17 protein-coding genes are annotated in these 23,915 nt (G+C 62.6%); 15 read left to right on the plus strand and 2 right to left on the minus strand.

Annotated elements, in window-relative coordinates; genetic code table 11:
* Window positions 1–112 precede the first annotated feature (112 nt).
* From astC to ACQ4W7_RS25630, 9 genes are all read left to right on the plus strand, one after another.
* Window positions 113–1,354: an acetylornithine/succinylornithine family transaminase gene (gene astC / locus ACQ4W7_RS25590; protein WP_436534248.1), complete on the plus strand. Its 1,242-nt coding sequence runs from the start codon at window positions 113–115 to the stop codon at window positions 1,352–1,354.
* A gap of 105 nt (window positions 1,355–1,459) precedes the next feature.
* Window positions 1,460–2,491, plus strand: coding sequence for an arginine N-succinyltransferase (locus ACQ4W7_RS25595; RefSeq protein WP_436534250.1), 1,032 nt, complete (start codon window positions 1,460–1,462; stop codon window positions 2,489–2,491).
* 13 nt (window positions 2,492–2,504) lie between these two features.
* Window positions 2,505–3,557: an arginine N-succinyltransferase gene (gene astA / locus ACQ4W7_RS25600; RefSeq protein ID WP_436534252.1), complete on the plus strand. Its 1,053-nt coding sequence runs from the start codon at window positions 2,505–2,507 to the stop codon at window positions 3,555–3,557.
* On the plus strand, window positions 3,550–5,046 hold the full coding sequence (gene astD, locus ACQ4W7_RS25605) for a succinylglutamate-semialdehyde dehydrogenase (protein ID WP_436534254.1): 1,497 nt from the start codon (window positions 3,550–3,552) through the stop codon (window positions 5,044–5,046). The genes astA and astD overlap by 8 nt, the downstream gene beginning before the upstream one ends.
* Before the next feature lie 18 nt (window positions 5,047–5,064).
* Entirely contained in the window at window positions 5,065–6,405 is a 1,341-nt protein-coding gene (astB, locus tag ACQ4W7_RS25610; RefSeq protein ID WP_426074050.1) for an N-succinylarginine dihydrolase, read from the plus strand.
* A gap of 149 nt (window positions 6,406–6,554) precedes the next feature.
* Window positions 6,555–11,282 (plus strand): NAD-glutamate dehydrogenase domain-containing protein, encoded by a 4,728-nt coding sequence (locus ACQ4W7_RS25615; RefSeq protein ID WP_436534256.1) that lies wholly within the window; start codon window positions 6,555–6,557, stop codon window positions 11,280–11,282.
* Entirely contained in the window at window positions 11,282–12,301 is a 1,020-nt protein-coding gene (locus tag ACQ4W7_RS25620) for a succinylglutamate desuccinylase (RefSeq protein WP_426074052.1), read from the plus strand. Before ACQ4W7_RS25615 ends, ACQ4W7_RS25620 begins: the two co-directional genes overlap by 1 nt.
* Before the next feature lie 147 nt (window positions 12,302–12,448).
* Window positions 12,449–13,423 (plus strand): DUF2167 domain-containing protein, encoded by a 975-nt coding sequence (locus ACQ4W7_RS25625; protein ID WP_426074053.1) that lies wholly within the window; start codon window positions 12,449–12,451, stop codon window positions 13,421–13,423.
* Window positions 13,424–13,532: 109 nt separating this feature from the next.
* Window positions 13,533–14,042: a DUF1993 domain-containing protein gene (locus ACQ4W7_RS25630; RefSeq protein ID WP_436534258.1), complete on the plus strand. Its 510-nt coding sequence runs from the start codon at window positions 13,533–13,535 to the stop codon at window positions 14,040–14,042.
* A 6-nt stretch (window positions 14,043–14,048) separates the two neighbouring features.
* On the opposite strand, the gene ACQ4W7_RS25635 is transcribed toward ACQ4W7_RS25630, so the two are convergent.
* On the minus strand, window positions 14,049–14,612 hold the full coding sequence (locus tag ACQ4W7_RS25635; protein WP_436534260.1) for a glycine zipper 2TM domain-containing protein: 564 nt from the start codon (window positions 14,610–14,612) through the stop codon (window positions 14,049–14,051).
* A 212-nt stretch (window positions 14,613–14,824) separates the two neighbouring features.
* Here ACQ4W7_RS25635 and ACQ4W7_RS25640 point away from each other — a divergent pair, with 212 nt between their 5' ends.
* Both ACQ4W7_RS25640 and ACQ4W7_RS25645 read left to right on the plus strand, forming a co-directional pair.
* Window positions 14,825–15,925 carry an NADH:flavin oxidoreductase/NADH oxidase gene (locus ACQ4W7_RS25640; RefSeq protein WP_436534262.1) on the plus strand — a complete coding sequence of 367 codons (1,101 nt, stop codon included), beginning with the start codon at window positions 14,825–14,827 and terminating at the stop codon, window positions 15,923–15,925.
* 160 nt (window positions 15,926–16,085) lie between these two features.
* The gene (locus tag ACQ4W7_RS25645) at window positions 16,086–17,705 is read left to right on the plus strand and encodes an ATP-binding cassette domain-containing protein (RefSeq protein WP_436534264.1); all 1,620 of its coding nucleotides are present in this window, start codon (window positions 16,086–16,088) and stop codon (window positions 17,703–17,705) included.
* Window positions 17,706–17,771: 66 nt separating this feature from the next.
* On the opposite strand, the gene ACQ4W7_RS25650 is transcribed toward ACQ4W7_RS25645, so the two are convergent.
* Entirely contained in the window at window positions 17,772–17,936 is a 165-nt protein-coding gene (locus ACQ4W7_RS25650; protein ID WP_436534266.1) for a hypothetical protein, read from the minus strand.
* On the opposite strand from ACQ4W7_RS25650, the gene ACQ4W7_RS25655 reads away from it, so the two are divergent.
* The 4 genes from ACQ4W7_RS25655 (at window position 17,935) to ACQ4W7_RS25670 (ending at window position 23,841) form a co-directional block, all read left to right on the plus strand.
* Window positions 17,935–18,393 (plus strand): RidA family protein, encoded by a 459-nt coding sequence (locus ACQ4W7_RS25655; protein ID WP_436520856.1) that lies wholly within the window; start codon window positions 17,935–17,937, stop codon window positions 18,391–18,393. The two genes, ACQ4W7_RS25650 and ACQ4W7_RS25655, sit on opposite strands and share 2 nt — an antisense overlap.
* 116 nt (window positions 18,394–18,509) lie before the next feature.
* Entirely contained in the window at window positions 18,510–19,940 is a 1,431-nt protein-coding gene (locus ACQ4W7_RS25660) for an amino acid permease (protein ID WP_426074059.1), read from the plus strand.
* 411 nt (window positions 19,941–20,351) lie between these two features.
* Window positions 20,352–21,824, plus strand: coding sequence for an amino acid permease (locus ACQ4W7_RS25665; RefSeq protein WP_426074060.1), 1,473 nt, complete (start codon window positions 20,352–20,354; stop codon window positions 21,822–21,824).
* A gap of 67 nt (window positions 21,825–21,891) precedes the next feature.
* Complete coding sequence (locus ACQ4W7_RS25670; protein WP_436534268.1) at window positions 21,892–23,841, plus strand: S9 family peptidase; 1,950 nt, start codon at window positions 21,892–21,894, stop codon at window positions 23,839–23,841.
* Window positions 23,842–23,915 lie beyond the last annotated feature (74 nt).

Consider the following 23,915-nt stretch of genomic DNA (forward strand, 5'->3'; position numbering starts at 1 on the left):
TGAAAATCCTTGTCGCAGATTCAAAAGAGTTTTAGCATCCCGCTTTTTATAATGCAGTACACACGTAGCTGTCGTAGCTGCGGAGTACCTAACATATTGATGGGGAAATGCTATGAATGCCAAGCTTGATTCGACCGTAACGGCTCGTCCAGTCACCCGGGAAACCTTTGACCAGGTCCTCGTTCCTACCTATGCCCCTGCCGCCATGGTGCCCGTGCGCGGTTCCGGACTGGATTTGTGGGACCAGTCAGGCAAGCATTACCTCGATTTCACCTCCGGTATCGCCGTCAACAGCCTGGGCCACTGCCATCCGGTCCTGGTCGACGTGCTGACTAAGCAAATCAATAATTTGTGGCATTTGGGCAACGGCTACACCAACGAGCCCGTCCTGCGTCTGGCACTGGCCTTGACGGAAGCGACCTTCGCCGACCGCGCCTTCTTCTGCAACTCGGGCGCGGAAGCCAACGAAGCGGCCCTGAAACTGGCGCGCAAATACGCGCACACCAAGTTTGGCGCGCACAAGTCGCGCATCATCTCGTGCTTCAGCTCTTTCCATGGCCGCACCTTGTTTACCGTCTCCGTCGGCGGTCAAGCCAAGTACACGGAAGGCTTCGAGCCGCTGCCACCGTCGATCGACCACATCGCTTACAACGACATCGAAGCGGCGCGCGCCGCCATCGGCGATGACGTGTGCGCCGTGATCGTCGAGCCGGTACAAGGCGAAGGCGGCGTGGTGCCGGGCAATCCGGAGTTCCTCAAGGAGCTGCGCGCCCTGTGCGACAAGACCGGCGCCCTGCTGATTTTCGACGAAGTCCAGTGCGGCATGGGCCGCACTGGCGCGTTGTTTGCCTACATGGGCTATGGCGTCACGCCGGACATCCTGACGGCCGCCAAGGCGCTGGGCAATGGCTACCCGATCGGCGCCATGCTGACCACCAATGAACTGGCGCAAACCCTGGCTGTCGGCACTCATGGCACCACCTACGGCGGCAACCCGCTGGCCGCCACCGTGGCCTTGAGCGTGCTGGAAACGATCAACACGCCAGCGTTCCTGGCGCGTGTGAAAGAAGCGAGCGTCAACACCATCGCCATGCTGCAAGGCTTGATCACGGATTACCCGCAAGTGTTCTCCGTGGTGCGCGGCAGCGGTTTGCTGCTGGGCCTGGTAGTCAGCGATGCCTTCAAGGGCCGCGCGAAAGACATCCAGAAAGCGGCCGAAGCGCAAGGCTTGATGGTGCTGATCGCCGGCATGGACGTGGTGCGTCTGGCGCCAGCCCTGATCGTCTCGGATGAGCAGATCGCTGAAGCGGGCCGTTTGCTGCACCTGGCCATCGACGGCCTGCTGAAAGCCTGAGGCTAGTCTTACCCCGCACTATCACCGGCCCGCCGCTTTGCTGCGGGCCGGCTTGGTTCTACCCGGGTTTTCAGCCCAGGTAATGTCTGCATTGAAGGAGTACCCATGTATGTTGTCCGTCCGGTAGAAATTGCGGATATTGCAGCCCTCGAAGCGCTGGCCGCGGTAACCATGCCGGGTGTCCATACCCTGCCGAAGACGCGCGAAAAAATCGCCGCCTCCGTCGAGCGCTCCATCGCCTCGTTTGCCGCCCATGTCGACATCCCCAGCGAAGAGTCATATCTCTTCGTGCTTGAATCCCTGCTCGACAAGAGCATCTTCGGGACAGCCGCCATCTTCGCCTCGGCCGGCTCGAACGGCACGTATTTTTCCTTTCGCAACGACGTCATCCAGCAAGTTTCGCGTGATCTGAACATCAGTCACAGCGTGCATGCGCTGACCTTGTGCTCGGAGTTGACGGCGTATTCGCAGCTGTCCGGCTTCTATGTGCGCAACATGGAGCAGGCGGGCCTGGAAGCGGCCTTGCTGTCGCGCGCGCGGCTGCTGTTTGCCGTGCTGGCGCCGCACCGTTTCGGCGACCGCTTCTTCGTGCCGCTGGCCGGCATCACGGACGTCAACGGCCAGTCGCCGTTCTGGGATGCGCTGGGCCGCAAGTTCTTCCAGATGGATTTCCTCGATGCCGAAAAAGTCATCGGCGGTGCGCGCAACCGTACCCTGATCGTCGAATTGATGCCGCATTACCCCGTGTATGTGCCGCTGTTGCCCGGCGACGCGCAGGCGGCCATGGGCCAGATCCACCCGAGCGGCGAACTGGCGTTCAATTTGCTGACGGAAGAAGGTTTCGAGGCAGACGACTACATCGATATCTTCGATGGCGGCCCGATTCTGCAGGCGCACAAGCATGCGCTGCGCTCGTTTACGGGTTCGCTCGCGCGGCGCGTCGTCGCCGGCGTCACGCCCAGCCGCACGGGCCTGAAAGTGCATTACGCGGTCGCTTCGGGCGCGGAGCGCAACTTCCGCGCCGTCACCTTTACCTGCGATGCGCTCGAAGCGCAGGACACCGTCGGCTTGCCGGCCGAGCTGCTTGACGCGCTGGCCGTGGCCGAAGGCGACAGCGTCATTTGCGTGCGCATTTAACCGAGAGAACATTATGCTAGTAGTACGCGCCATCAACGCTTCTGACCTGGATGCCCTGTACGGCTTGGCCAGCCAGGTCGGCACCGGCATGACCACCCTCAAGCCGGACATGAAAATGCTGGGCGACCGCCTGGCCATCGCCTGCGCCTCGTTCGCCGAAACCATCGCGCCCGAGAAGCGCGACTACATGTTCGTCATGGAGGATACCGACACGGGCCGCCTGGCCGGCGTGTGCGCCATCAAGGGCGCCGTGGGCCTGGAAGAGCCGTTCTATAACTACCGCATCGGCACCCTGGTCCATTCCAGCCGCGAACTTGACGTGTTTACGCGCATGGAAACGCTGTACCTGTCGAACGATCTGACGGGCAGCACGGAACTGTGCTCGCTGTTTTTGCACCCCGATTACCGCAGCGGCAACAATGGCAAGCTGCTGTCGAAAAGCCGTTTCCTCTTTATCGCCCAGTTTCCGCACCTGTTCACGGAAAAGCTGATCGCTGAAATGCGCGGCTACCAGGCGCCGGACGGCAGCTCGCCGTTCTATGAAGGTCTGGGCCGCCACTTCTTCAAGATGGATTTCCATCACGTCGATGACTTGACGAGCCTGGGCAAAAAATCCTTCATCGCCGAATTGATGCCGCGCCAGCCCATGTACGTGGCCTACCTGCCCGACGAGGCGCAGGAAGTCATCGGCAAGGTGCATCTGAGCACGGCGCCCGCGCGCCGCTTGCTGGAACAGGAAGGCTTGCACTTCGAAGGCTATGTCGACATTTTCGACGCCGGTCCCGTGCTGCAGGCGCGCGTCTCCGAGCTGCGCGCCATGCGCGACAGCGTGTCGGCCGTGCTGGACGCCGAGGCTGCGCCTGAAGTGTGCGCCGACCTCGCCCAGGCCGAGCCTTACCTGGTGTCGAACACCGACCTGAAAGATTTCCGCATGATCGTCACCAGCGCCAATCCGCACAGCGGCAAGATCGCGCTGGACGACGATGAATTGCATCTGCTGCGTTGCCATCACGGCGACACCGTGCGCACCTTGTCACTCAACCCGAGGAAGCATCCCCATGTCTAAATCGTCCAACCTTCATTCATCTACCGCAGCATCGAACTTCATCAACGGCGCCTGGCTGCCGGGCACTGGCCGTGAACTTGTCACCATTGACCCATCGAACGGCAAGCAAACCTGGGCCAGCCTGGAAGCGACGGCGAACGAAGTCGAGCAAGCTTGCCAGGCCGCCCGCGTGGCTTTCGACGCGTGGGCCGATACGCCCGTCGAAGAACGCATCGCCATCTGCGTGCGCTTCCGCGACCTGTTGAAGGAACATGCCGAAGCGCTGGCGCTCCTGATCTCGGAAGAAGTGGGCAAACCGCTGTGGGAGTCGCGCACGGAAGTGGCCACCATGGCCAACAAGATTGATATCTCGGTGCAGTCGTACAATGCGCGCACGGGCATCACGCAAAGCAGGATCGCCGACGGCGATGCCGTGCTGCGCCACCGCCCGCATGGCGTGTTCGGCGTCTTCGGCCCGTACAATTTCCCAGGCCACCTGCCGAATGGCCACATCGTGCCGGCCCTGATCGCCGGTAACACCATCGTCTTCAAACCCAGCGAATATGCGCCGCGCACGGCCGTCAAAACCGTGCAGCTGTGGCAGCAGGCCGGCTTGCCGAATGGCGTCGTCAACCTCGTCAACGGCGGGCGCGACACGGGCGTAGCGCTGGGCGCGAATGGACACCTCGACGGCGTGCTGTTTACAGGTTCCTGCCAGACGGGCATCAGCCTGCACCGCCAGTTCGGCGGCCAGCCGGGCAAGATGCTGGCGCTGGAAATGGGCGGCAACAACGCCCTGGTGGTGTGGGATGTGAAGGACGTGGACGCCGCCGTGCACCACGCGATCTTCTCCGCGTTCGTCTCGGCCGGCCAGCGCTGCACCTGTGCGCGCCGCCTGGTGGTACAAGATAACGCTGCGGGGTCTGCCTTCGTGGCGCGCCTGGTGGAAGTGGCCGCGAAACTGGGCATCGGCGCGTCCGACGCCCAGCCGCAGCCATTCATGGGGCCTGTCGTATCGAGCGCCGTGGCCGCACGCCTGGTGCAGGCGCAAGCGGACATGGTCGCCAAGGGCGGCACTACCTTGCTGCAGATGCGCCAGTTGAATCCCGAGGCAGGCTTTGTCACGGCCGGCATCGTCGACGTTACCGATGCTTCCGGCATTCCCGACGAAGAATGGTTCGGCCCACTGCTGCAAGTGATCCGCGTGGCCGATTTCGATGCGGCCCTGAAGGTTGCCAATGCCACCGAATTCGGCCTGGCCGCCGCGCTGCTGTCCGATGATCCGGCCCTGTGGCAAACTTTCCAGACACGCGCGCGCGCCGGCATCATCAACTGGAACCGCCCGACCACGGGCGCCGCCAGCACGGCGCCGTTCGGCGGCATCGGCAAGTCCGGCAACCACCGTCCAAGCGCCTATTACGCGGCCGATTACTGCGCCTACCCGGTCGCTTCGATCGAGAACAGCGTGCTGGAAATGCCGGCCAAGTTGTCGCCCGGCCTGAATTTTTAAGTTTTAAAGGACATACCCATGCACAGCACGCGCGAATACAACTTTGACGGCCTGGTCGGCCCATCGCATAACTATGCGGGACTCTCGTTCGGCAACGTGGCCTCGTTCAGCAATGTGAAAAGTGCTTCGAATCCGAAGCAGGCCGCCTTGCAGGGCCTGGCCAAGATGCGCGCGCTGGCCGCGCGTGGCTTTGCGCAAGCCTTGCTGCCGCCGCAGGACCGGCCCAATTTCCGCCTGCTGCGCGCTATCGGTTTCACGGGAACGGACGCCGAAGTGCTGGCGCGCGCCTACAAGGAGTCGCCCGTTATCCTGGCTTGCGCGTATTCCGCCTCGCCCATGTGGACGGCGAATGCTGCCACGGTCAGCCCGTCGGCGGACACGCAGGATGGGCGCGTGCATTTCACGGCCGCCAACCTGAATAACAAGCTGCACCGCGCCTTCGAGCACGCGCAGTCGGCGCGCAGCCTGCGCGCCATTTTCAGCGACGACAGGCATTTCGCCGTGCATGATGCGCTGCCATCGACGCCGGCCTTTGGCGACGAGGGTGCGGCCAACCACACGCGCCTGGGCGCGGGCCACGGCGCGCCATCGGTTGAGTTGTTCGTGTATGGTCGGGTGGAGTTCGATCCTTCCGCGCCGTCGCCGAAGCGCTACCCGGCGCGCCAGACCCTGGAAGCGTCGCAAGCCGTGGCGCGATTGCATGGCCTGGACGCGAAGCGCACCGTGTACATGCAGCAGAATCCTGACGTGATCGACCAGGGTGTGTTCCATAACGACGTCATCGCCGTCGGCAATGGCAACGTACTGTTTTATCACGAGCAGGCGTTTGCCGATGAAGAGGAAAGCCTGTCGCAGCTGCACCGCGCCGTCGCCGCCACGGGGGCCGACTTGCAGGCGCTGCGCGTGGACACCGGCCAGGTGCCGATCACGGACGCCGTCAGCAGCTATCTGTTCAACAGCCAGTTGCTGACGAAAGAGGGCGGCAAAATGGCGCTGGTGATACCGCAGGAGTGCCAGGAAAACCGCGCCGTATCGCGCTACCTGGAAGGCCTGGTGGCCAGCGGTGGCCCCATCGATGAACTGATTCATTTCGACCTGCGCCAGAGCATGCGCAACGGCGGTGGGCCAGCCTGCCTGCGTTTGCGCGTGGCTCTGACGGAAATCGAGGCGCGCGCCATGCATCAGGGCGTGATCATGACGGAAGCGTTGTACCATCGGCTGGTGCAATGGGTGGAGACGCACTACCGCGACCATCTGGAGCCGGGCGACCTGGCCGACCCGCAGCTGGCGCTGGAAGTGCATGCGGCGCTTGAAGAATTGACGATCATCCTCAACTTACCTGGATTGTACGACTTGTAGGCGATAGAAAAACACAGAAAAAAATTCGAGACAGACTATCCGCAACACAGAATTGGACGGGCGACCCCCGTCTCTTGACACCGCTGCCGCCCAGCCACAAGCCCGAACGACAGCGTTGGACATTCACATTACCGTAATGGAGATGCAAGATGAATCACACGCCACAAGATTTGCGCACACAAACGCTGGAGCTGATTAACGCGGCCGGCAGTGCGAACAAGGCGGCAGCGCCTGTCGTGCAGCTGGTGCAGGCATGGCTGGACTCGCTCGATGCCGAAGACCTGGCCGATATCGCGCCCGACAGCCTGGCGCCCGTGCTGATCGACGGTTTCACGCAAGCGGCCAAGCGGACCGGTAGCGGCTGTCAGATCGCCACCCTGCGTTATGCGGATGGCCGTGGCGGCATGGCTAGCGCCTTGCTGATCCTGAACGAAGACATGCCTTACCTGGTCGACTCCATCGTCATGGCCATGCGCCGCCAGCATCTGGCCGTGCGCGGCGTGATGAACACCGTGCTGCCGGTGCGCCGCGCCGCTGACGGTAGCGTTGAAGCGGTGCGCCAGCCGGGCGACCCGCTCGAATCGTATGTGCTTGTGCTGCTCGATGAAGAGCTGGCGCCGGAAGCCCAGGCCGCGCTGGTTGCTGCCATCGACATGGTGGCGCGTGACGCCTTTGTCGTGCGCCGTGACAGCGCCGCCATGAGCGAGCGCCTGGCCACCGTCGCCACGGCGGCATCGCAGCATGGCGAAGAAGGCGCGGAAGTGGCCGCCTTCCTGGAATGGGCCCGTAACGGTGGCTTTGAAGTGTTCGGCTATGCCTACTACCGCGTCAAGCCGGGCGTGCGCGAGCTCGAACGCGACATCCCGAGCCGCGTCGGCGTGCTGCAGGATACTGCGCACCCCGTCTACGGCACCTGCCTGGCGAATATCCCGGGCGACTTCGACACTCTGTCCAAGCGCGAATCGGCGCTGTCTATCGTCAAGGCTGACGTGGCAGGCACCCTGCACCGCGACCAGCAACTGGACTTCATCGGCGTGCGCGGCAGGGATGCGCAAGGCGCGATCCTGGGCGAGCATTGCTTCGTCGGCTTGTTTACCCGTGCCGGCAATTCCACCCCGCTGGCAGCGCTGCCGTTTGCGCGCGGCCGCGTGGCCAAGGTATTGAGCCTGGCCGGCGTGCGCCAGCAAGGCTTCCGCGCCGAGAAATTCCGTGAAATCCTCGAATCCCTGCCGCGCACCGAAGCGCTGGAAGCGGACCTCGATTGGCTGGCGCAAGTATGCGGTGCCGTCGTCTCGCTGTACAAGCAGCCGCGCACCAAGGTCTTCGCGCGCCGCGACGTGTATGCGCGCCACCTGAACGTGCTGGTGTACCTGCCGCGTGAGCGCTACAGCGCCAGCGTGGCATCGAGCCTGGCAAAGGCCCTGCAAGCCAGTTCCGGCGCCACCCATGTGAGCACGCAAACCCTGGTGGCCGACGGTCCCCTGGCGCGCGTCTACCTGATCGCCCACGCCGCCCGTTACCCGCTGGACCTGGAAACGGATATCGAACAGCCGCTTCTGAGCGTGCTCGATGGCTGGCATAACGGCTTTGCCGCCGTGGCCGATGCCGTGCCAGACGTAGCCCTGCGCACCAGCCTGCGTAAGCTCTGCGCCACACTGCCGCTCGACTACGTGGCCGCCACCGCGCCGGCCGTCGCCTTCCGCGACCTCGACACCATCCTGCGCAACACCGATCCATCGCACGTAGCCGTGCGCATCGAGACAGGTGCAGTCACCACTATCCGCCTGTATTCGGCCAACAAGGTGCCGCCGCTGTCGGCCATCTTGCCGGCGCTGCATAACGCGGGCGTGGCGATCGACCGCGAGCAAGCCTTCTCGATTTCGCCACTCGACGGCACGCGCTATTTTGTCACCAGCCTGACAGTCGATGCCGCCAGCGCGGCGAAATTGGCGCAGCCAGCCGTCGTCGCCGTGGCGCAGGAATTGTTTGCCGCGCTGTTCAACGACACGGCCGAAGATGGTCGCCTGAATGGCCTGGTCATCGAAGGCGGTCTGTCGACGCGCGAAGTGCAACTGGTGCGCGCCTACACCAGCTACTGGCGCCAGACGGGCAGCCGCTTCTCGGTGCGCTACATTGCCGAAAGCCTGCGCAAGCAGCCGGCCCATGTGAAAGCCCTGGTCGACGCCTTCCTGCAGCGCTTCGATCCCTCGCTGTCCGCCGCGCAGCACGCGGCGGCCCTGGAAAGCATCGCCACCATCAAGGCCGGTCTGCCATCTGTGAACCATGCCGATACCGAGGAAATCCTCGGCGCACTGGCCGACCTGATGGCCGCCACCCTGCGCACCAGCTACTTCCAGAACAATCAAGCCGGCGACAAGATCATCTTCAAGTTCGATACCAGCAGCCTGGCGCTGGTGCCGGAACCGCGTCCTTACCGCGAGATTTTCGTCTTCTCGCGCCGCTTCGAAGGTGTGCACCTGCGCGGCGGCCCTGTCGCCCGTGGCGGCTTGCGCTGGTCCGACCGCATGGAAGACTACCGCACCGAAGTGCTGGGCCTGGTCAAAGCCCAGATGGTGAAAAACGCCGTCATCGTGCCTGCCGGCGCGAAGGGCGGTTTTGTCTGCAAGATGATGCCGAAGGATGCCGTGCGCGAAACCATCGCGGCCGAAGGCGAAGCCGTGTATCGCCTGTTCATTTCCAGCCTGCTGGAAGTGACAGACAACCGTTCCCTGGGCAATATCGTCCCGCCAGTCGACACCGTGTGTTTTGACGATGCCGATCCTTACCTGGTGGTGGCCGCCGATAAGGGCACGGCCACGTTCTCCGACATCGCCAACGGCATCGCTGTGCAGCGCGGCTTCTGGCTGGGCGACGCATTTGCCTCGGGAGGCTCGAACGGCTACGACCACAAGAAACTGGGCATCACCGCCAAGGGCGCATTCGAAGCCGTGAAGCGTCACTTTTATGAAATGGACCACGACCTCAATACCACGCCGATCAGCATGGTCGGCGTGGGCGACATGTCGGGCGACGTGTTCGGCAATGGCGTATTGCTGTCGCGCCAGCTGAAATTGGTGGCCGCGTTCGATCACCGCCACATCTTCCTCGACCCTGCACCGGACGTCGCCGTCTCGTTCGAAGAACGCGCGCGCCTGTTCGCCTTGCCGCGCTCTTCGTGGGATGACTACAACAAGGACTTGATCTCGGCAGGCGGCGGCGTGTATCCGCGCTCCGCCCGCACAATCGATTTGTCGCCGCAAATCCGCGCCGCGCTCGATATTGCCGAGACCTCGCTGGCACCGGAAGAACTGATGCACCGCATCCTGAAATCCCCGGTGGACCTGTTCTACAACGGCGGTATCGGTACCTACATCAAGGCCTCGACGGAAACGCATGCGCAAGTGAAGGACCGCGCGAATGACCATATCCGCGTCAGCGGCAATGAGCTGCGCGTGAAAGTGGTGGCCGAAGGGGGGAATTTGGGTGCCACGCAGGCAGGCCGCATCGAGTTCGCGCTGGCGGGCGGACGCATCTTCACCGATGCGATCGACAACTCGGCCGGCGTGGATTGCTCGGACCATGAAGTGAACGTGAAAATCTGGCTGGACGTGGAAGTCAATGCGGGCAAGTTGACGCAAGCCGAACGCAATCGCGAGCTGTATGCGATGACGGACGACGTCGAACGCCTGGTCTTGCGCGACAACACGCAGCAGACGCATTTGCTGGTGCGCGAGTTGCAGGCGCAAAGCGAGAGTGTCGTGCAGGATGGCTATGCCGCCCTGATCGCCAGTTTGGAAGAAGAGGGCGCGCTGTCGCGCGAACTGGAGCAACTGCCTTCGGTAGCCGAACTGGCGCGCCGCAAGCTCGATAACCGTGGCTTGACTACGCCGGAACTGGCGGTGGTGATCGCCAACGTGAAGAACCGCTTCAAGCGCATCCTGTCCGCGCTGCCGTTGACGGATGAAACGTGGGCTGAGCCGGTGCTGAAACCGTACTTCCCATCCTTGCTGGTGGAAACCCGTTCGGCGCTCGACCATCCGCTGGCCAACGCCATCCTGGCCACCGTGCTGGCCAATGAAGTGATCAACCGCTGCGGCCCGCTGATGATCCGCAACCTGGCGGTAGAACATGGCGTGGACGAGTCGACCGTGATTCTTGCATGGGGCCAGGCCTGGGTGGCACTGAACCTGGCGCCCGTGTTTGACGCGCTCGATGCCGATGCGCTGACGATTCCACGCGAAGTGTCGATCAAGGTCGACGCGCAAACGCGCGTGCTGCAGCAAACGATGATCACCGGCGTGTTGTCCGTGCCGGCCGAGCAGTTGCGCGGCGCCGGTCTGGCCGAACTCACGCGCCTGTTTGGCGCGGAATCGAAGCGCGAGCTGCTGCAAGCCGTTGGCATTAAATCCGAGGCCGCGCTGGTACCTGGCCTGAAACCTGCCTTCGTGCAGGCATGGGATGCGGTCGACGCGCTGGAAGTCGTTGCCGGCTTCCTGTTCCCGGCCCTGTCCGTGCCGCGTCCTGCCTCGATGGATCTGGCCGCCTTCCTGCAAGTGGGCCTGGCCCTGCGCAGCCAGGCGGGCATCGACACCCTGGAGCGTGGCTTGAAGCTGGCTGCGCAAGGCAAGTCGCAGGAACAGTTGCGCAACTACGCGCAGCAAGCGCTGCGCCGCACGCAACAGCGTCTGCTGACGCAGGTGCTGGCGCGTGCCGAGCAAGGCAACGCGGGCCAGGCCGTCGATGCGGTGACGGGCGCGCTGGGCCTGTCGGCCTATGTGGCGGCGACGGAACTGGAGCAAGCCATGCTGGACGTGTGGACCTTGTCGGAAGCCGTGAATAAAATCACGGCGAAATCCACAGCGGAAGCGGCGGTGTAATGACGCAAGAAGTACCACAAGTTGGACAGGGCGCTGGCGGCTTGCCGCCAGCCGTGCAAGCGCTGGCGCAGGCCGATTTCAGCGGCGTGGCGCCACTGTTTGCCAACGCCGGTTTCACGGTGGCCTTGCCGGCGCCGGGCATGCTGCAAGTGGTCAAGCCGCAGGCCGATGCGGGCCGCGCCAGCGTGGCCGTCTCGGTGGGCGTGCATGGCGACGAAACGGGGCCGATCGAAGTACTGGCGCACCTGCTCGATGCCCTGTCGCGCGATGCGTCGAAGCTGGCCGTCGATTTGCTCGTTTGCGTGGGCAATGTCGATGCGATCCGGGCCGGCAAGCGTTTTATCGACGCCGACCTGAATCGCATGTTCCGCCCCGTGCGGGGGAGTCTGGCGCACGCGGCGGAAAGTGCACGCGCCGATGAAATGATCGCCGCGACAAAAGCGTTCTTTGAAGCGGCGGGCCCTGTGCGCTGGCACCTGGATTTGCACACGGCCATCCGGCCTTCCGTGTACCCCACGTTTGCCATCGTGCCGGACCTGGTGGCCGACGACGCCAAGGCGCAGCTGATCGATTGGTTGGGCCAGGCGGCCATCGGCGCCATCATCATGAACCCGCAGTCGGCCGGCACGTACAGCTATTACTCGGCCGAGCATTGCAACGCGGCCGCCAGTACGGTGGAATTGGGCCGCGTGGGCACCCTGGGGCAGAACGATTTGTCCCTGTTCGACGACGTGTCGCGGGCGCTGGATGGCTTGCTGCGCGGCCTGCCTGCGCAGCCCGTCAAGGCGCCGCCGCATGTGTTCAAGGTGGCGCAGGAAATCATTAAGCACAGCGATGAATTCCGCATGGCGTTCGACCGCAGCACGCAAAATTTCACGTCCCTGCCGCAGCACGCGGTGATCGCCAGCGATGGCGACCATGTGTACACGGTGCAGCACGCGGAAGAGTTGGTGGTGTTTCCGAACCCGGACGTGCGCGTGGGCTTGCGCGCGGGGCTGATGGTCGTGCGTACCTCCTGATCGTCCAGCCATCACGCAGTATCAGGCGCCAGCCGGGGAAACCCGATTGGCGCTTTTTTTATGGAAAAATGCCTCACAGAAATAATTATCCATTAAGCAATCAGCTGGTTTAAAATATTTGCCCTTTTGCAATTTCTTGGCCCCATCATGTTGAAACGCCTGTTGACAGCGCTGCTGTGCCTGACCCTCTCCGGCCTGACGGCTGCCGCCCCTGCCGATGAGAAGGCATCCGCACCGGAAATGACGGCCGAGCAATTCCTCGCCCAGTTGCACCTGCAGCGCGGCAAGATCACTTTGCCGGGCGGCATCGCCACCCTGGATTTGCCCGCCAACTTCCGTTATTTGTCACCGGCGGACGCCGAGCGCGTGCTGGTCGATGCCTGGGGTAACCCACCGGGCATGGAGTCGCTGGGCATGATCGTGCCCGCCAAGGCCAGCGTGCTGGAGCGCGATAGCTGGGGTGTCATCGTCACGTATGAAAAGGAAGGGCATATCAAGGATGACGATGCGGACAGCATCAAGTACGACGAATTGCTCAAGGATATGCAGGCATCCGTGCTGGACAATAACGCGGAGCGCAAGAAGAAGGGTTATCCCGGCATTCAGCTGATGGGCTGGGCGGAAAAACCCAGCTATGCCAAGGATACGCACAAGCTGTACTGGGCCAAGGATCTGATGGTCGATGGCGGCGAGCACTCGCTGAACTACAACGTGCGCGTGCTGGGCCGCGAAGGCGTGCTGAACCTGAACGCGATTGCCAGCATGCAGCAGATCGAGACGATCAAGAAAGAGATGCAGCAAGTGACGGCATTCACGGAATTTACCGAGGGTAACCGCTACACGGATTTCGACAGCAAGACGGACAAGGTGGCCGAATATGGCTTGGCGGCGCTGGTGGCGGGCGGCGTGGCCAGCAAGCTGGGGCTGTTTGGCAAGTTGCTGGCGCTGCTGCTGGCCTTCAAGAAAGTGCTGCTCCTGGCCGTGGTGGGCGGCGGGGCGGCCATCGTCAAGTTCCTGGGCGGCAAGCGCAAGGATAAGCAGGCGCCGCAGCCACTGGCGCAGGCAGAACCCGCGGCACAGCCGGAGCGCGCGCCGGATGGCAAGGTGAATTTGGACAAGTAAAAGCAAGTAGGCCGCTCGGTGCGCTGGCGCACAGGAGTGGCATTGCGCGCGCTGCCGGAAAACAGCGCCTCGGGTACACTGGCTCATCGTTCACTATCAGGAGTTCGCCATGTCCGTGTCCATGTATCAGGCAACCATTCCCGTCTTCGTCCGCGGCTTGCGGGTCGTCTCGGCCCTGCTGGGAAAAGCGCAAGCGCATGTGGAGGAGGATGGCATCGTGCCCGAGATTTTACTGGGTGCGCAGTTGGCGCCCGACATGCTGGATTTGACGGCGCAGGTGCAGCGCGCCAGCGATACGTCGAAGATGTCGGTCGAGCGCCTGAGCGGCGTGCCGGCGCCGAAGTTTGAAGATAATGAAGCGTCGTTCGAGCAGTTGCAAGAGCGTATCGCCAACACCATCAGCTACATCGACAGCGTCAACGCGGGCCAGATGGCCGGCAGCGCGCAGAAGGAAGTCGTGTTGAACTGGACCGACGAGGGGACGACATTCTCGGGCGACAATTACCTGCTCAGCTTTGCTTTGCCGAACTTCTATTTCCACGTCTCCATGGTCCACGCCATACTCAAAAACAATGGCGTGGCCGTGGGCAAAATCGATTATCTGGGACCGTACGACTGACTTGGTTTAACGTTGTGGCGGCTGCTGCACCTGGTTCTGTACCGCATTGCCCAGCATGCCGCCGCCGATCACGCCGGCCACCGTCGCCAGCGCCTTGCCGCGGCCGCCACCTACCTGGTTGCCGATCAAGCCGCCGATGACGGCGCCCGTGCCGATGCCCACGTAGTTGGGCTGGGCGGGAGCCGGCGCTGGCACTGGCTGCGGCTGGCGTACGGGTTCGCGGTAGGCTGTCTCGCGGTAGCCATCATTGTTGTCATGGTAAGCAGGACGCGCCTGCGCCACTTGCGTGCGGTGCACAACGCGCTTGTGCACGACAGGTGCCGGTGCCGGAGCGGGGGCAGCTTGCGCGACGACAGGCGCGGCAATCGGTGCAGTCACGGGAGCAGCCAGGGCTGCGGCGTTCGCTGGCGTCATGGCGGCTACATCGGCAGGCACGGCAGGAATATTCGCCCGCGAATTGGGCAGGATGCCGGCGATGGATGCCGCGCCCACCAGGCACAGGACTGTGACGGAAATGGCGGCGCCGGCCATCAAAGGGTGGATGCGGTTGGCAGTAGTCGTCGTGTTCATGTGTTCTCCTGGGTGGCAATGTGTTGCGCTGTTGTTGATGTGTCCAGCTGATGTGTTCACTGATGTGTCCACTAATGTGTCCACTAATGTGACCAGATTAACGGCCGCGCCTGCGCAAGGCTAGCCCTTGCGCTGTATCAAACGTAAGCAGGTGTAAGCCGCGCTGTCCAAAGCACAGTAGAATCGGTGCTTCCCCTTTTCCGGAGTCCGCCATGAGCCAGCTATTCACGCCGTATGCACTGGGGCCGCTGCAGGTGGCCAACCGCATCGCCATCGCGCCCATGTGCCAGTACTCGGCCGACAACGGCAACGCCACCGACTGGCACATGATCCACCTGGGCCACCTGGCCCTGTCCGGCGCGGGCTTGCTGATGACGGAAGCGACGGCCGTCTCGCCCGAGGGACGCATCTCGGCCGAAGACCTGGGCCTGTGGTCGGACGCGAATCAAGCTGCGCTGGCAAACGTGGTGCAGGCGATCCGCCGCCACGCGGCGATTGCGCTGGTGGTGCAGCTGGGTCATGCGGGACGCAAGGCATCGAGCCGCGCGCCTTGGCAGGGCGGTGCCTGCGTGCACCTGGCCGACGGTGGCTGGCAAACGGTGGCGCCATCAGCCATCGCTCACGCACCCGGCGAAACGGTGCCGATCGCCCTGGACGAGATGGGTTTGCTGCAAATCAAAGGCGCCTTTGTGGCCGCCGCGCAGCGCGTGCATGCGCTGGGTATCGAGGGCATCGAATTGCATGCGGCGCACGGTTATCTGCTGCACCAATTTCTGTCGCCCCTGTCCAATAAGCGCACCGATGCGTATGGCGGCAGCCTGGACAACCGCATGCGTTTTCCGCTGGAAGTCTATGACGCCGTGCCCGCCACGGTGGCCGTGGGCGTGCGCCTTTCCGCCACCGATTGGGTCGATGGCGGCTGGGAAATCGAGCAAAGCGTGCGCTTCGCGCAGGAACTCAAGCAAAGGGGCGCCGACTTCATCCACGTCTCCAGCGGTGGGATATCGCCGCAGCAGCAAATCCCCGTGGGCCCCGGCTACCAGGTGGCGTTTGCCGAACGCATCAAGCGCGACAGCGGCTTGCCCACCATTAGCGTAGGCTTGATCACGGAGGCGCAGCAGGCGGAAGACATCATCGCCAACGGCCAGTCCGACATGGTGGCACTGGCGCGCGCCATTCTGTTCGACCCGCGCTGGCCCTGGCATGCGGCGGCCCAGCTGGGCGCGCAAGTGCAGGCGCCGCCGCAGTACTGGCGCTCGCAGCCGCGCGAATACAAGAACCTGTTCGGCGATACGACCCTGGGCCAGCGCTAAAGGATCTCGTCTGCTACACTAACGCTTCTTCCCCATTTCTCCAGGACGCTTCGACATGCGCCATTGATACTGCCGTGCTGTGCACGGCCTCGCCCATCCCGCCACAGCGCCTTGCGCCGTGCGGGTTCGCAAGCCCTGTCTGCACGTACAAGGAGTATTCATGCCCGCATTACTACAACTCGACCGTCTTTCCTTTGTGCTGCCCGATGGCCGCGCCCTGTTTTCCGATTTGCAATTTGCCTTTGCCCCGCAACGTATCGGCCTCGTCGGCGATAACGGCGTGGGCAAGAGCGTGCTGGCGCGCCTGCTGGCGGGCCAGGCGCAGCCGTCTTCTGGCGCCGTGCGCTGCGACGGCAGCGTGCATTACGTGGCGCAGGAACTCGATCCGCAGCACTATCCTAATGTGGCGGCGCTTGCCGGCATGCAGGACTTGCTGGCGGCACTGGCGCGCATCGCCGCCGGCAGCATCGACGAGGCCGACTACGCCTTGGTGGGCGAACGCTGGGATGCCCACGCCCGCCTGCGCCAGGCGCTAGATGCGCTCGATCTGCGCCATGTCGATGCCGGTACCGGCTCGGCTAGCCTCAGCGGTGGCGAACGCCAGCGCATCGCCCTGCAGGGCGCCTGGCTGTCGCAGGCGGACTGGCTGGTGCTCGATGAGCCGAGCAACCATCTCGATGCGCAGCAGCGCGCCCGCCTGGTGGCGCAGATGGCGCGCTGGCCCGGTGGTTTGCTGTTGATCAGCCATGACCGCGCTCTGCTGGAGCACGTCGATGCAATCGTCGAGTTGTCGCCCCAGGGCTTGCGCAGCTATGGCGGCAATTATCCGATGTATGCGCAGCAGCGCGCGCTGGAGCAGGCCGGTTTTGCGGCGGCCCTGCAAGCGGAAAAGGCCGGTGCCAGACGCGAACAGCGCGAAGCGCAGCAGCAGGCCGAGCGCCAAAAGCGCCGTGTCGGACGCGGTGAGCGCGAAGGCCGCGAAGGCAATCAAAGCAAGCTTTTGCTGGACGCGAAAAAGGAGAAAAGCCAGGATAGCCAGGGCAAGCTGCGCCTGCGCGCGCAAGAGGCGCAGCAGGCGCGCCAGCAAAGGGTGATGGATGCCAGCGCCCGCTGCGCGCCCGAGGTAGAACGGCTGTTGCTGGCGCCCGAGAGCCTGGTGCCGAATGGCAAATTGTTGCTGGAGCTGCGCGGGCTGGTCTTGCCGCATGGCCAGGCGCATGCCATCAACTTGCTGCTCAGCGGGCCGCGTCGGCTGGCCGTGACGGGTGACAATGGCAGCGGCAAGTCGACCTTGCTGCGCGTGATCGCGGGGCAGCTGGCGCCAGCCAGCGGCGAGCTGCGCTGCCATGCGCAGGTGGCCTGGCTGGACCAGCATGCGGGACTGCAAGACGGCGAGTGGAGCGCCGTGCAACGCTTGCAGGAACGCAACAGCATCCTGCCGGAAGGCGAGCTGCGCACGCGGCTGGCGCTGCTGGGCATTGCCGGTGCGCGCGCCACCATGCCCAGCAGTTTGCTCAGCGGCGGCGAGCGCATGAAGGTGGCGCTGGCGGCCGAATTGTATGCGCAGGCGCCGCCGCAACTGCTGCTGCTTGACGAACCCGACAATCATCTGGACCTGGCCAGCCTGCAGGCGCTGGAGCAGATGCTGCTGCAATATCAGGGGGCGTTACTTGTGGTATCGCACGACCGCGCATTTCTGGATGGCCTGAACCTTGACCCAGCGGGCTTGACAATGCACAAAAGACAATCAAGTGAAAATAGTCACGCTCGATGCCTGTAGAGCATGCTTCATGAACCGATGCTGAATTTTGTTTGATTGTCGGTATAATCCACTGAATAACCGGGCCTATTTGTGAACTAAAACTGCTGGTTCACCAATATGATGACGTTTAATCTGGCGCTGTTGTCGGTCACTACCGCGCTGCCAGGGCGCCGTCATCCCGCCATCATTCTTTTTCTGCTGCTGATGAATTTCGGTTTCGTTTATATTTTTTTCTTGGAGAAATAGCATGTCGTTTTACGAAAAACTCAAGGCCCTCGACATCGAATTGCCGGTCGTTGCTGCGCCAGCTGCCGCTTACGTGATGCATGCCCGCACGGGTAACACCGTTTTCCTGTCCGGCCACCTGGCCAAGAAGGATGGCAAGGTCTGGGTCGGTCAACTGGGCAAGGACGTCACCACGGAAGAAGGCAAGATCGCAGCGCGCGGCATCGCCATCGAACTGATCGCCACCTTGCAAGACGCGTGCGGCGGCGACTTGAACAAGGTCAAACGCATCGTCAAGGTCATGAGTCTGGTCAATTCCACCTCCGCATTCACGGAACAGCACCTAGTGACCAATGGCGCCTCGGAACTGTTCGTCGAAGTCTTTGGCGACAGCGGCAAACATGCCCGCTCCGCCTTCGGCGTGGCGCAAATCCCGCTCGGTGCTTGCGTCGAGATCGAACTGATCGCCGAACTGGCCTGATCATGTGAGCATGCCGGCGCTTGCCGCCGGCGCGCCCTTTCCTCCTGTCCAGCAAGAGCGGAACCGCCATTGGGGTGGAGGGATCGGTGTATTCAAGAAAAAAACGGAGACATGTAATGAAAACGAGTGAACAAGGCTTGCACCGCGGCCTGGGCGAGCGGCAGATCCGCCTGATGGCGCTGGGCGCCGCGATAGGCGTGGGCCTGTTTTTGGGTTCCGGCAACGCCATCAAGATGGCCGGTCCCGGCATCATGCTGTCGTATATTATCGGTGGCGCGGTCATCTTCATGATCATGCGCGCGCTGGGCGAAATGGCCGTGCACAATCCGGTGGCCGGCTCCTTCAGCCGCTATGCCCAGGATTACCTGGGCCCCCTGCAAGGCTATCTGACGGGCTGGAACTACTGGTTCCTGTGGCTGGTCACGTGTGTGGCTGAAATTACCGCCGTCGCCATCTACATGGGCATCTGGTTCCCCGACGTGCCGCGCTGGATCTGGGCCCTGGCGGCCCTCGGTTCCATGGGCGCGATCAACCTGCTGGCCGTGAAAGCCTACGGCGAGTTCGAATTCTGGTTCGCCCTGATCAAGGTCGTCACCATCATCCTGATGATCGTCGGCGGCACGGGCATGATCATCTTCGGTCTCGGCAACGGTGGCGTGGCCATCGGCATCTCGAACCTGTGGACGCATGGCGGCTTCTTCCCGAATGGCGCGCAGGGCGTGCTGATGTCCTTGCAGATGGTGATGTTTGCCTACCTGGGCGTGGAAATGATCGGCCTGACGGCTGGCGAAGCGGAAAACCCGAAGAAATCGATTCCTGACGCCATCAATTCGGTGTTCTGGCGCATCCTGATTTTCTATGTCGGCGCGCTGTTCGTCATCCTGTCGATCTACCCATGGAATGAAATCGGCACCACCGGCAGCCCCTTCGTGATGACGTTTGAACGCCTGGGCATCAAGACGGCCGCCGGCATCATCAACTTTGTCGTGCTGACCGCTGCTCTGTCGTCGTGCAATGGCGGCATCTTCAGCACAGGCCGCATGCTGTACAACCTGGCGCTGCAAGGCCAGGCACCGAAGGCATTTGCGGAAACCACGGCCAGCGGCGTGCCGCGCCGCGCCATCCTGGTGTCCGTCTTTGCGCTGCTGCTGGGCGTGTTGCTGAACTACCTGGTGCCGGAAAAAGTGTTTATCTGGGTCACCTCGATTTCCACCTTCGGCGCCGTCTGGACCTGGGGCGTGATCCTGATCACGCAGATCCAGTTCCGCAAGACCTTGAGCCCGCAGGAAATCAAGAACCTGGCCTTCCGCATGCCGTTCGCGCCGTACGGTTCCTGGATTTCGCTGGCTTTCCTGGCGCTGGTGATCGGCCTGATGGCGTATTTCCCCGATACGCGCATCGCCCTGATGGTGGGACCAGCCTGGCTGATCCTGCTGACGGTGCTGTACTACGTGCTGGGCCTGGCGCCGAAAGAGCGGCGCGATGACGTGCCGCAAGGCTATGAAGCAGGCTGGCCGGCGGCCGATGCACCACACGTCAAGAAGTAAACCAGCGTAGTTGAGCTGAGCCAGAAGCGCGCCCCTGCCCCTGCAGCGGCGCGCTTTTTTTGTTCATAAAAGCAATTTCTTCTGCGCCAACACGCTGGCGGGTTTGCCGGCGCAAGCCTGGCGTTGTTTCCTTGCATCAAAGTTCTGTTTAGCTGAGCCGATGAAAGCCCTATAATCGCTTAGTTTTGAAAATGGACGCGATCTTTCCGGTTTTTTCCAGGTAGGGCCGGAGCGCTATTTGTTTTTACCCGTCATGTTCCTAACAACACCTGACAAAACCGTAGCGAGCGGGATGAGTTGTGGCTAAGAAGCGCAGCTGTGCGAATGCACAGTGAGCATCGCAGGCCGCGAATCGCGACGCGCAGTAGGTTTTGGCAGGTGTTCAAGTGCATGCCTCATAAAGGAATGCTAGTGAGCCAAACCCTGGTCCAGAAACTTTGCCGCACCAAGCCGATCGATACCACGGTCGAATATGGTGAAGGCCTCAGCAGCAGTGGCTTGAGCCGGTCCATCGGCCTGTTTTCCCTTACCATGATCGGCGTCGGGGCCACCATCGGCACGGGCATTTTCTTTACCATGGTCGAAGCTGTGCCCAAGGCGGGCCCATCGGTCGTCCTGTCTTTCCTGATCGCCGCCATCACCGCCGGCTTGACGGCCTTGTGCTATGCGGAATTGTCGTTCCGCATTCCCGCCTCCGGCTCCTCGTATTCGTTTGCTTACGCCACCGTGGGCGAGTTTCTTGCCTTCATCATGGCCGCCTGTTTGCTGCTTGAATACGGCTTGGCGGGCAGTGCCGTGGCCATCGGCTGGTCGTCCTACCTGAATAACTTCCTGGAAAATGCCTTCGGCTGGCATATTCCCGAGATGCTGCGCACGCCGATGATCGTCTCCGGCCCGCATGGCATGGAGTTTCATGCCGGCCACATCAACTTGCCGCCGATCTTTTTGATCTGCATGTGCGGCTTTTTGCTGCTGCGCGGCGCCAAGGAATCGGCCCTGATGAATGCCATCATGGTCATCATCAAGCTGGCGATCCTGGTGTTTTTCATCGTCATCGCGTTTTCCGGTTTTAACGCCGACAATTTCTTTCCCTTCTTTAATAGCGACAACAGCAAGGGCTTTGCCGGCATGACGGGCGTGACGGCCGCCGCCGGCACTGTGTTCTTCTCCTTCATCGGTCTCGATACGGTGGCGACGGCGGGCGATGAAGTGAAAAATCCCACGCGCAATGTGCCGCGCGGCATCCTCGGCGCCCTGCTGATCGTGACCGTGTTTTATTTGTTGGTGGCCGTGGCCGCCCTCGGCGCGCAACAGGCGAAATTGTTCGAAGGCCAGGAAGCGGGTCTGGCGGTGATTCTGCAAAACGTCACAGGCAAGACCTGGCCCGCGCTGGTGCTGTCGGCCGGCGCCGTCATTTCCGTCTTCAGCGTGACCCTGGTGACGATCTACGGCCAGACGCGCATCCTGTTTGCCGTCAGCCGCGACGGCTTGATCCCGAAGTCGTTCCAGAAGATCCACCCGCGCACCCTGGTGCCGGTCAGAAATACCATCATCGTCTGCCTGGTGGTAGCCGTGGTGGCTGGCTCCGTCGATGCGACTTACTTGTGGGACATGGTCAGCATCGGTACCCTGACAGCCTTCATGGTGGTCTCGGTTGCCGTGCCCGTGCTGCGGCACAAGCAGGGCGCCAACCGCATCGAAGGCTTCAGCGTGCCCTTCGGGCCGTATGTGATTCCGGGCCTGAGCATATTGGCTTGCCTGTACATCATGCGCGATTTGCCGCATACGACGTTTGTCGTGTTCAGCGTGTGGATGGCGGTGACGATAGCTATTTACTTCCTGTACAGCATGCGGCATTCGCACCTGGGCAAGAAGGCCCGCTAATGCAGTCTGTTCGATCCGAAACCGCCGCGCTTGCCGGCGGTTTTTTTTATTCTTAACTGGAATTTACATGATGAAAATAACTGATTTGGCCGCCTGCGGCTTGCTGGCAAGCAGCCTTCTGGGTAGCACCGCGCAGGCCGCTCCTGCCAGTGACCTGGTGCTGCGCGATTACCGCGCCGTCGCCCTGTCGGGCAATGGCCAGCGCATTGCCGCCATCGAATCGAGCAAGGCGGGCGAACAGCCGCAGTCTCCGCATGCAGCCATCGTCGTGCGCGACGCCGCCAATGGCACCATCGTGCAGCAATTCGATCCTTGCGCCGTGTGCTCCTATGACAAGCCCAGCTGGTCGCCCGATGGCCGGCAGCTGGCCTTTGTCGGCTATGACGCCAAGGCGGGCATGGCGCATCTGTACTTGGCCACGATGGCACAGGCGCAAGCGCGCGTGTTGACCAGTATCAAAGGCGTGGCCAGCACGGCGCGCTGGTCGCCGGACGGCAAGCAGCTGGCCCTGCTCGCCACGGTGGGGGCGCGCAAGCTGGCCGGCGCCGTGGAAGCAGGTGTGCGCCAGGTGGGCGAAGTGGGTAGCGAAGACGATGCCCAGCGCATTGCCGTCGTGCCTGCCAGCGGCGGAGAAGCGCGTCTGCTGTCACCAAACGACACCTATGTGTATGAATACAGCTGGACCCCCGATGGTCGTGGCTTTGTCGCCACCAGCGCGCAGGGCAATGGCGACAGCAACTGGTGGGTTGCCAAGCTCAGCCATATTGAGGCGGCCACGGGCGCCCTGCGCGTGATCGCCGCGCCAACCATGCAGCTGAACCTGCCTTCCGTCTCGCCGGATGGCAAGACGGTGGTGTTCATCGGCGGCCTGATGAGCGACTTCGGCTCCATCGGCGGCGACCTGTACACGGTCCCCCTGGCCGGCGGCACGCCGCGCAATCTCACACAAGACTATCGCGGCACCTTCAATGGCGTCGTCTGGCGCGGCACCGGCTTGCTGGCGACCGCACTGATCGATTCGCAACTGGCGCTGGTGCCCGTCGATGCGCAAACCGGTCCGGCTCAACCGGTGATGCTTGGTGAACTCAGCAGTAGCGGCAGCGATGGCCGTCTGTCGTTCAGCGCCGATGGCCGGCAAGCCGCTGCCACGCAGGAAAATTTTACGCACGCCAGCTACCTGGTGGCGGGACCGGTGGGCCAGCTGAAAAAGATCACGCGCGACAATGACGGCTTTGCGCCGCAGCTGACGGTGCAAAACGTGGGCTGGAACAACGAGCAATACAAGGTGCAAGGCTGGCTGCTGGGACCGTTGAAGGTGGAGGCCGGCAAGCGCTACCCGATGATCGTCAACGTGCATGGCGGCCCGGGTGCCGCCGCCTCACCCCGTTATGTGGCTGCGAGCACCGTGATCGAGGAATTGACGCAAAAAGGTTATTTCGTCTTCCTGCCCAACCCGCGCGGCAGCTTTGGCCAGGGCCAGGCATTTACACGTGCCAACATGGCAGACTTTGGCGGCGGCGACTGGCGCGACATCCTGGCCGGCATCGATGCGGTGGAAAAAGTGGCTCCCGTCGACGGCCAGCGCCTGGGACTGATCGGCCATTCGTATGGCGGCTTCATGACCATGTGGGGCGTCACGCACAGCGACCGCTTCAAGGCGGCCGTGGCGGGGGCGGGCGTGTCTAACTGGATCAGTTATTACGGCCAGAACGGCATCAATCAGTGGATGATCCCGTTCTTTGGCGCTTCCGCGTATGACAATCCAGCCGTCTACCGCAAGGCTTCGCCTATCGAATCGATCAAGGCAGCCAAGACGCCGACCCTGATCTATGTGGGTGAGCGCGACGTGGAAACGCCGGCCGCCCAGTCGCTGGAATTCTGGCACGGCTTGCGCGCCATGGGCGTGCCGTCCAGCCTGTTCATCTACGACGGCGAAGGCCATTCCTTCCGCAAGCCCGAGCACCAGCGCGACTTGCAGCAGCGCATCGTCGGCTGGTTCGAACGGTACTTGAAGTAAGGATAAAGAAAGCCGCACGAATGAACTGAACCGTTAAGCTACTTGGTTTCAGTTCACGAAGGCGGCTTTTTGCA

The organism is Janthinobacterium algoris (assembly GCF_051380935.1).
Taxonomy (GTDB): domain Bacteria; phylum Pseudomonadota; class Gammaproteobacteria; order Burkholderiales; family Burkholderiaceae_D; genus Janthinobacterium.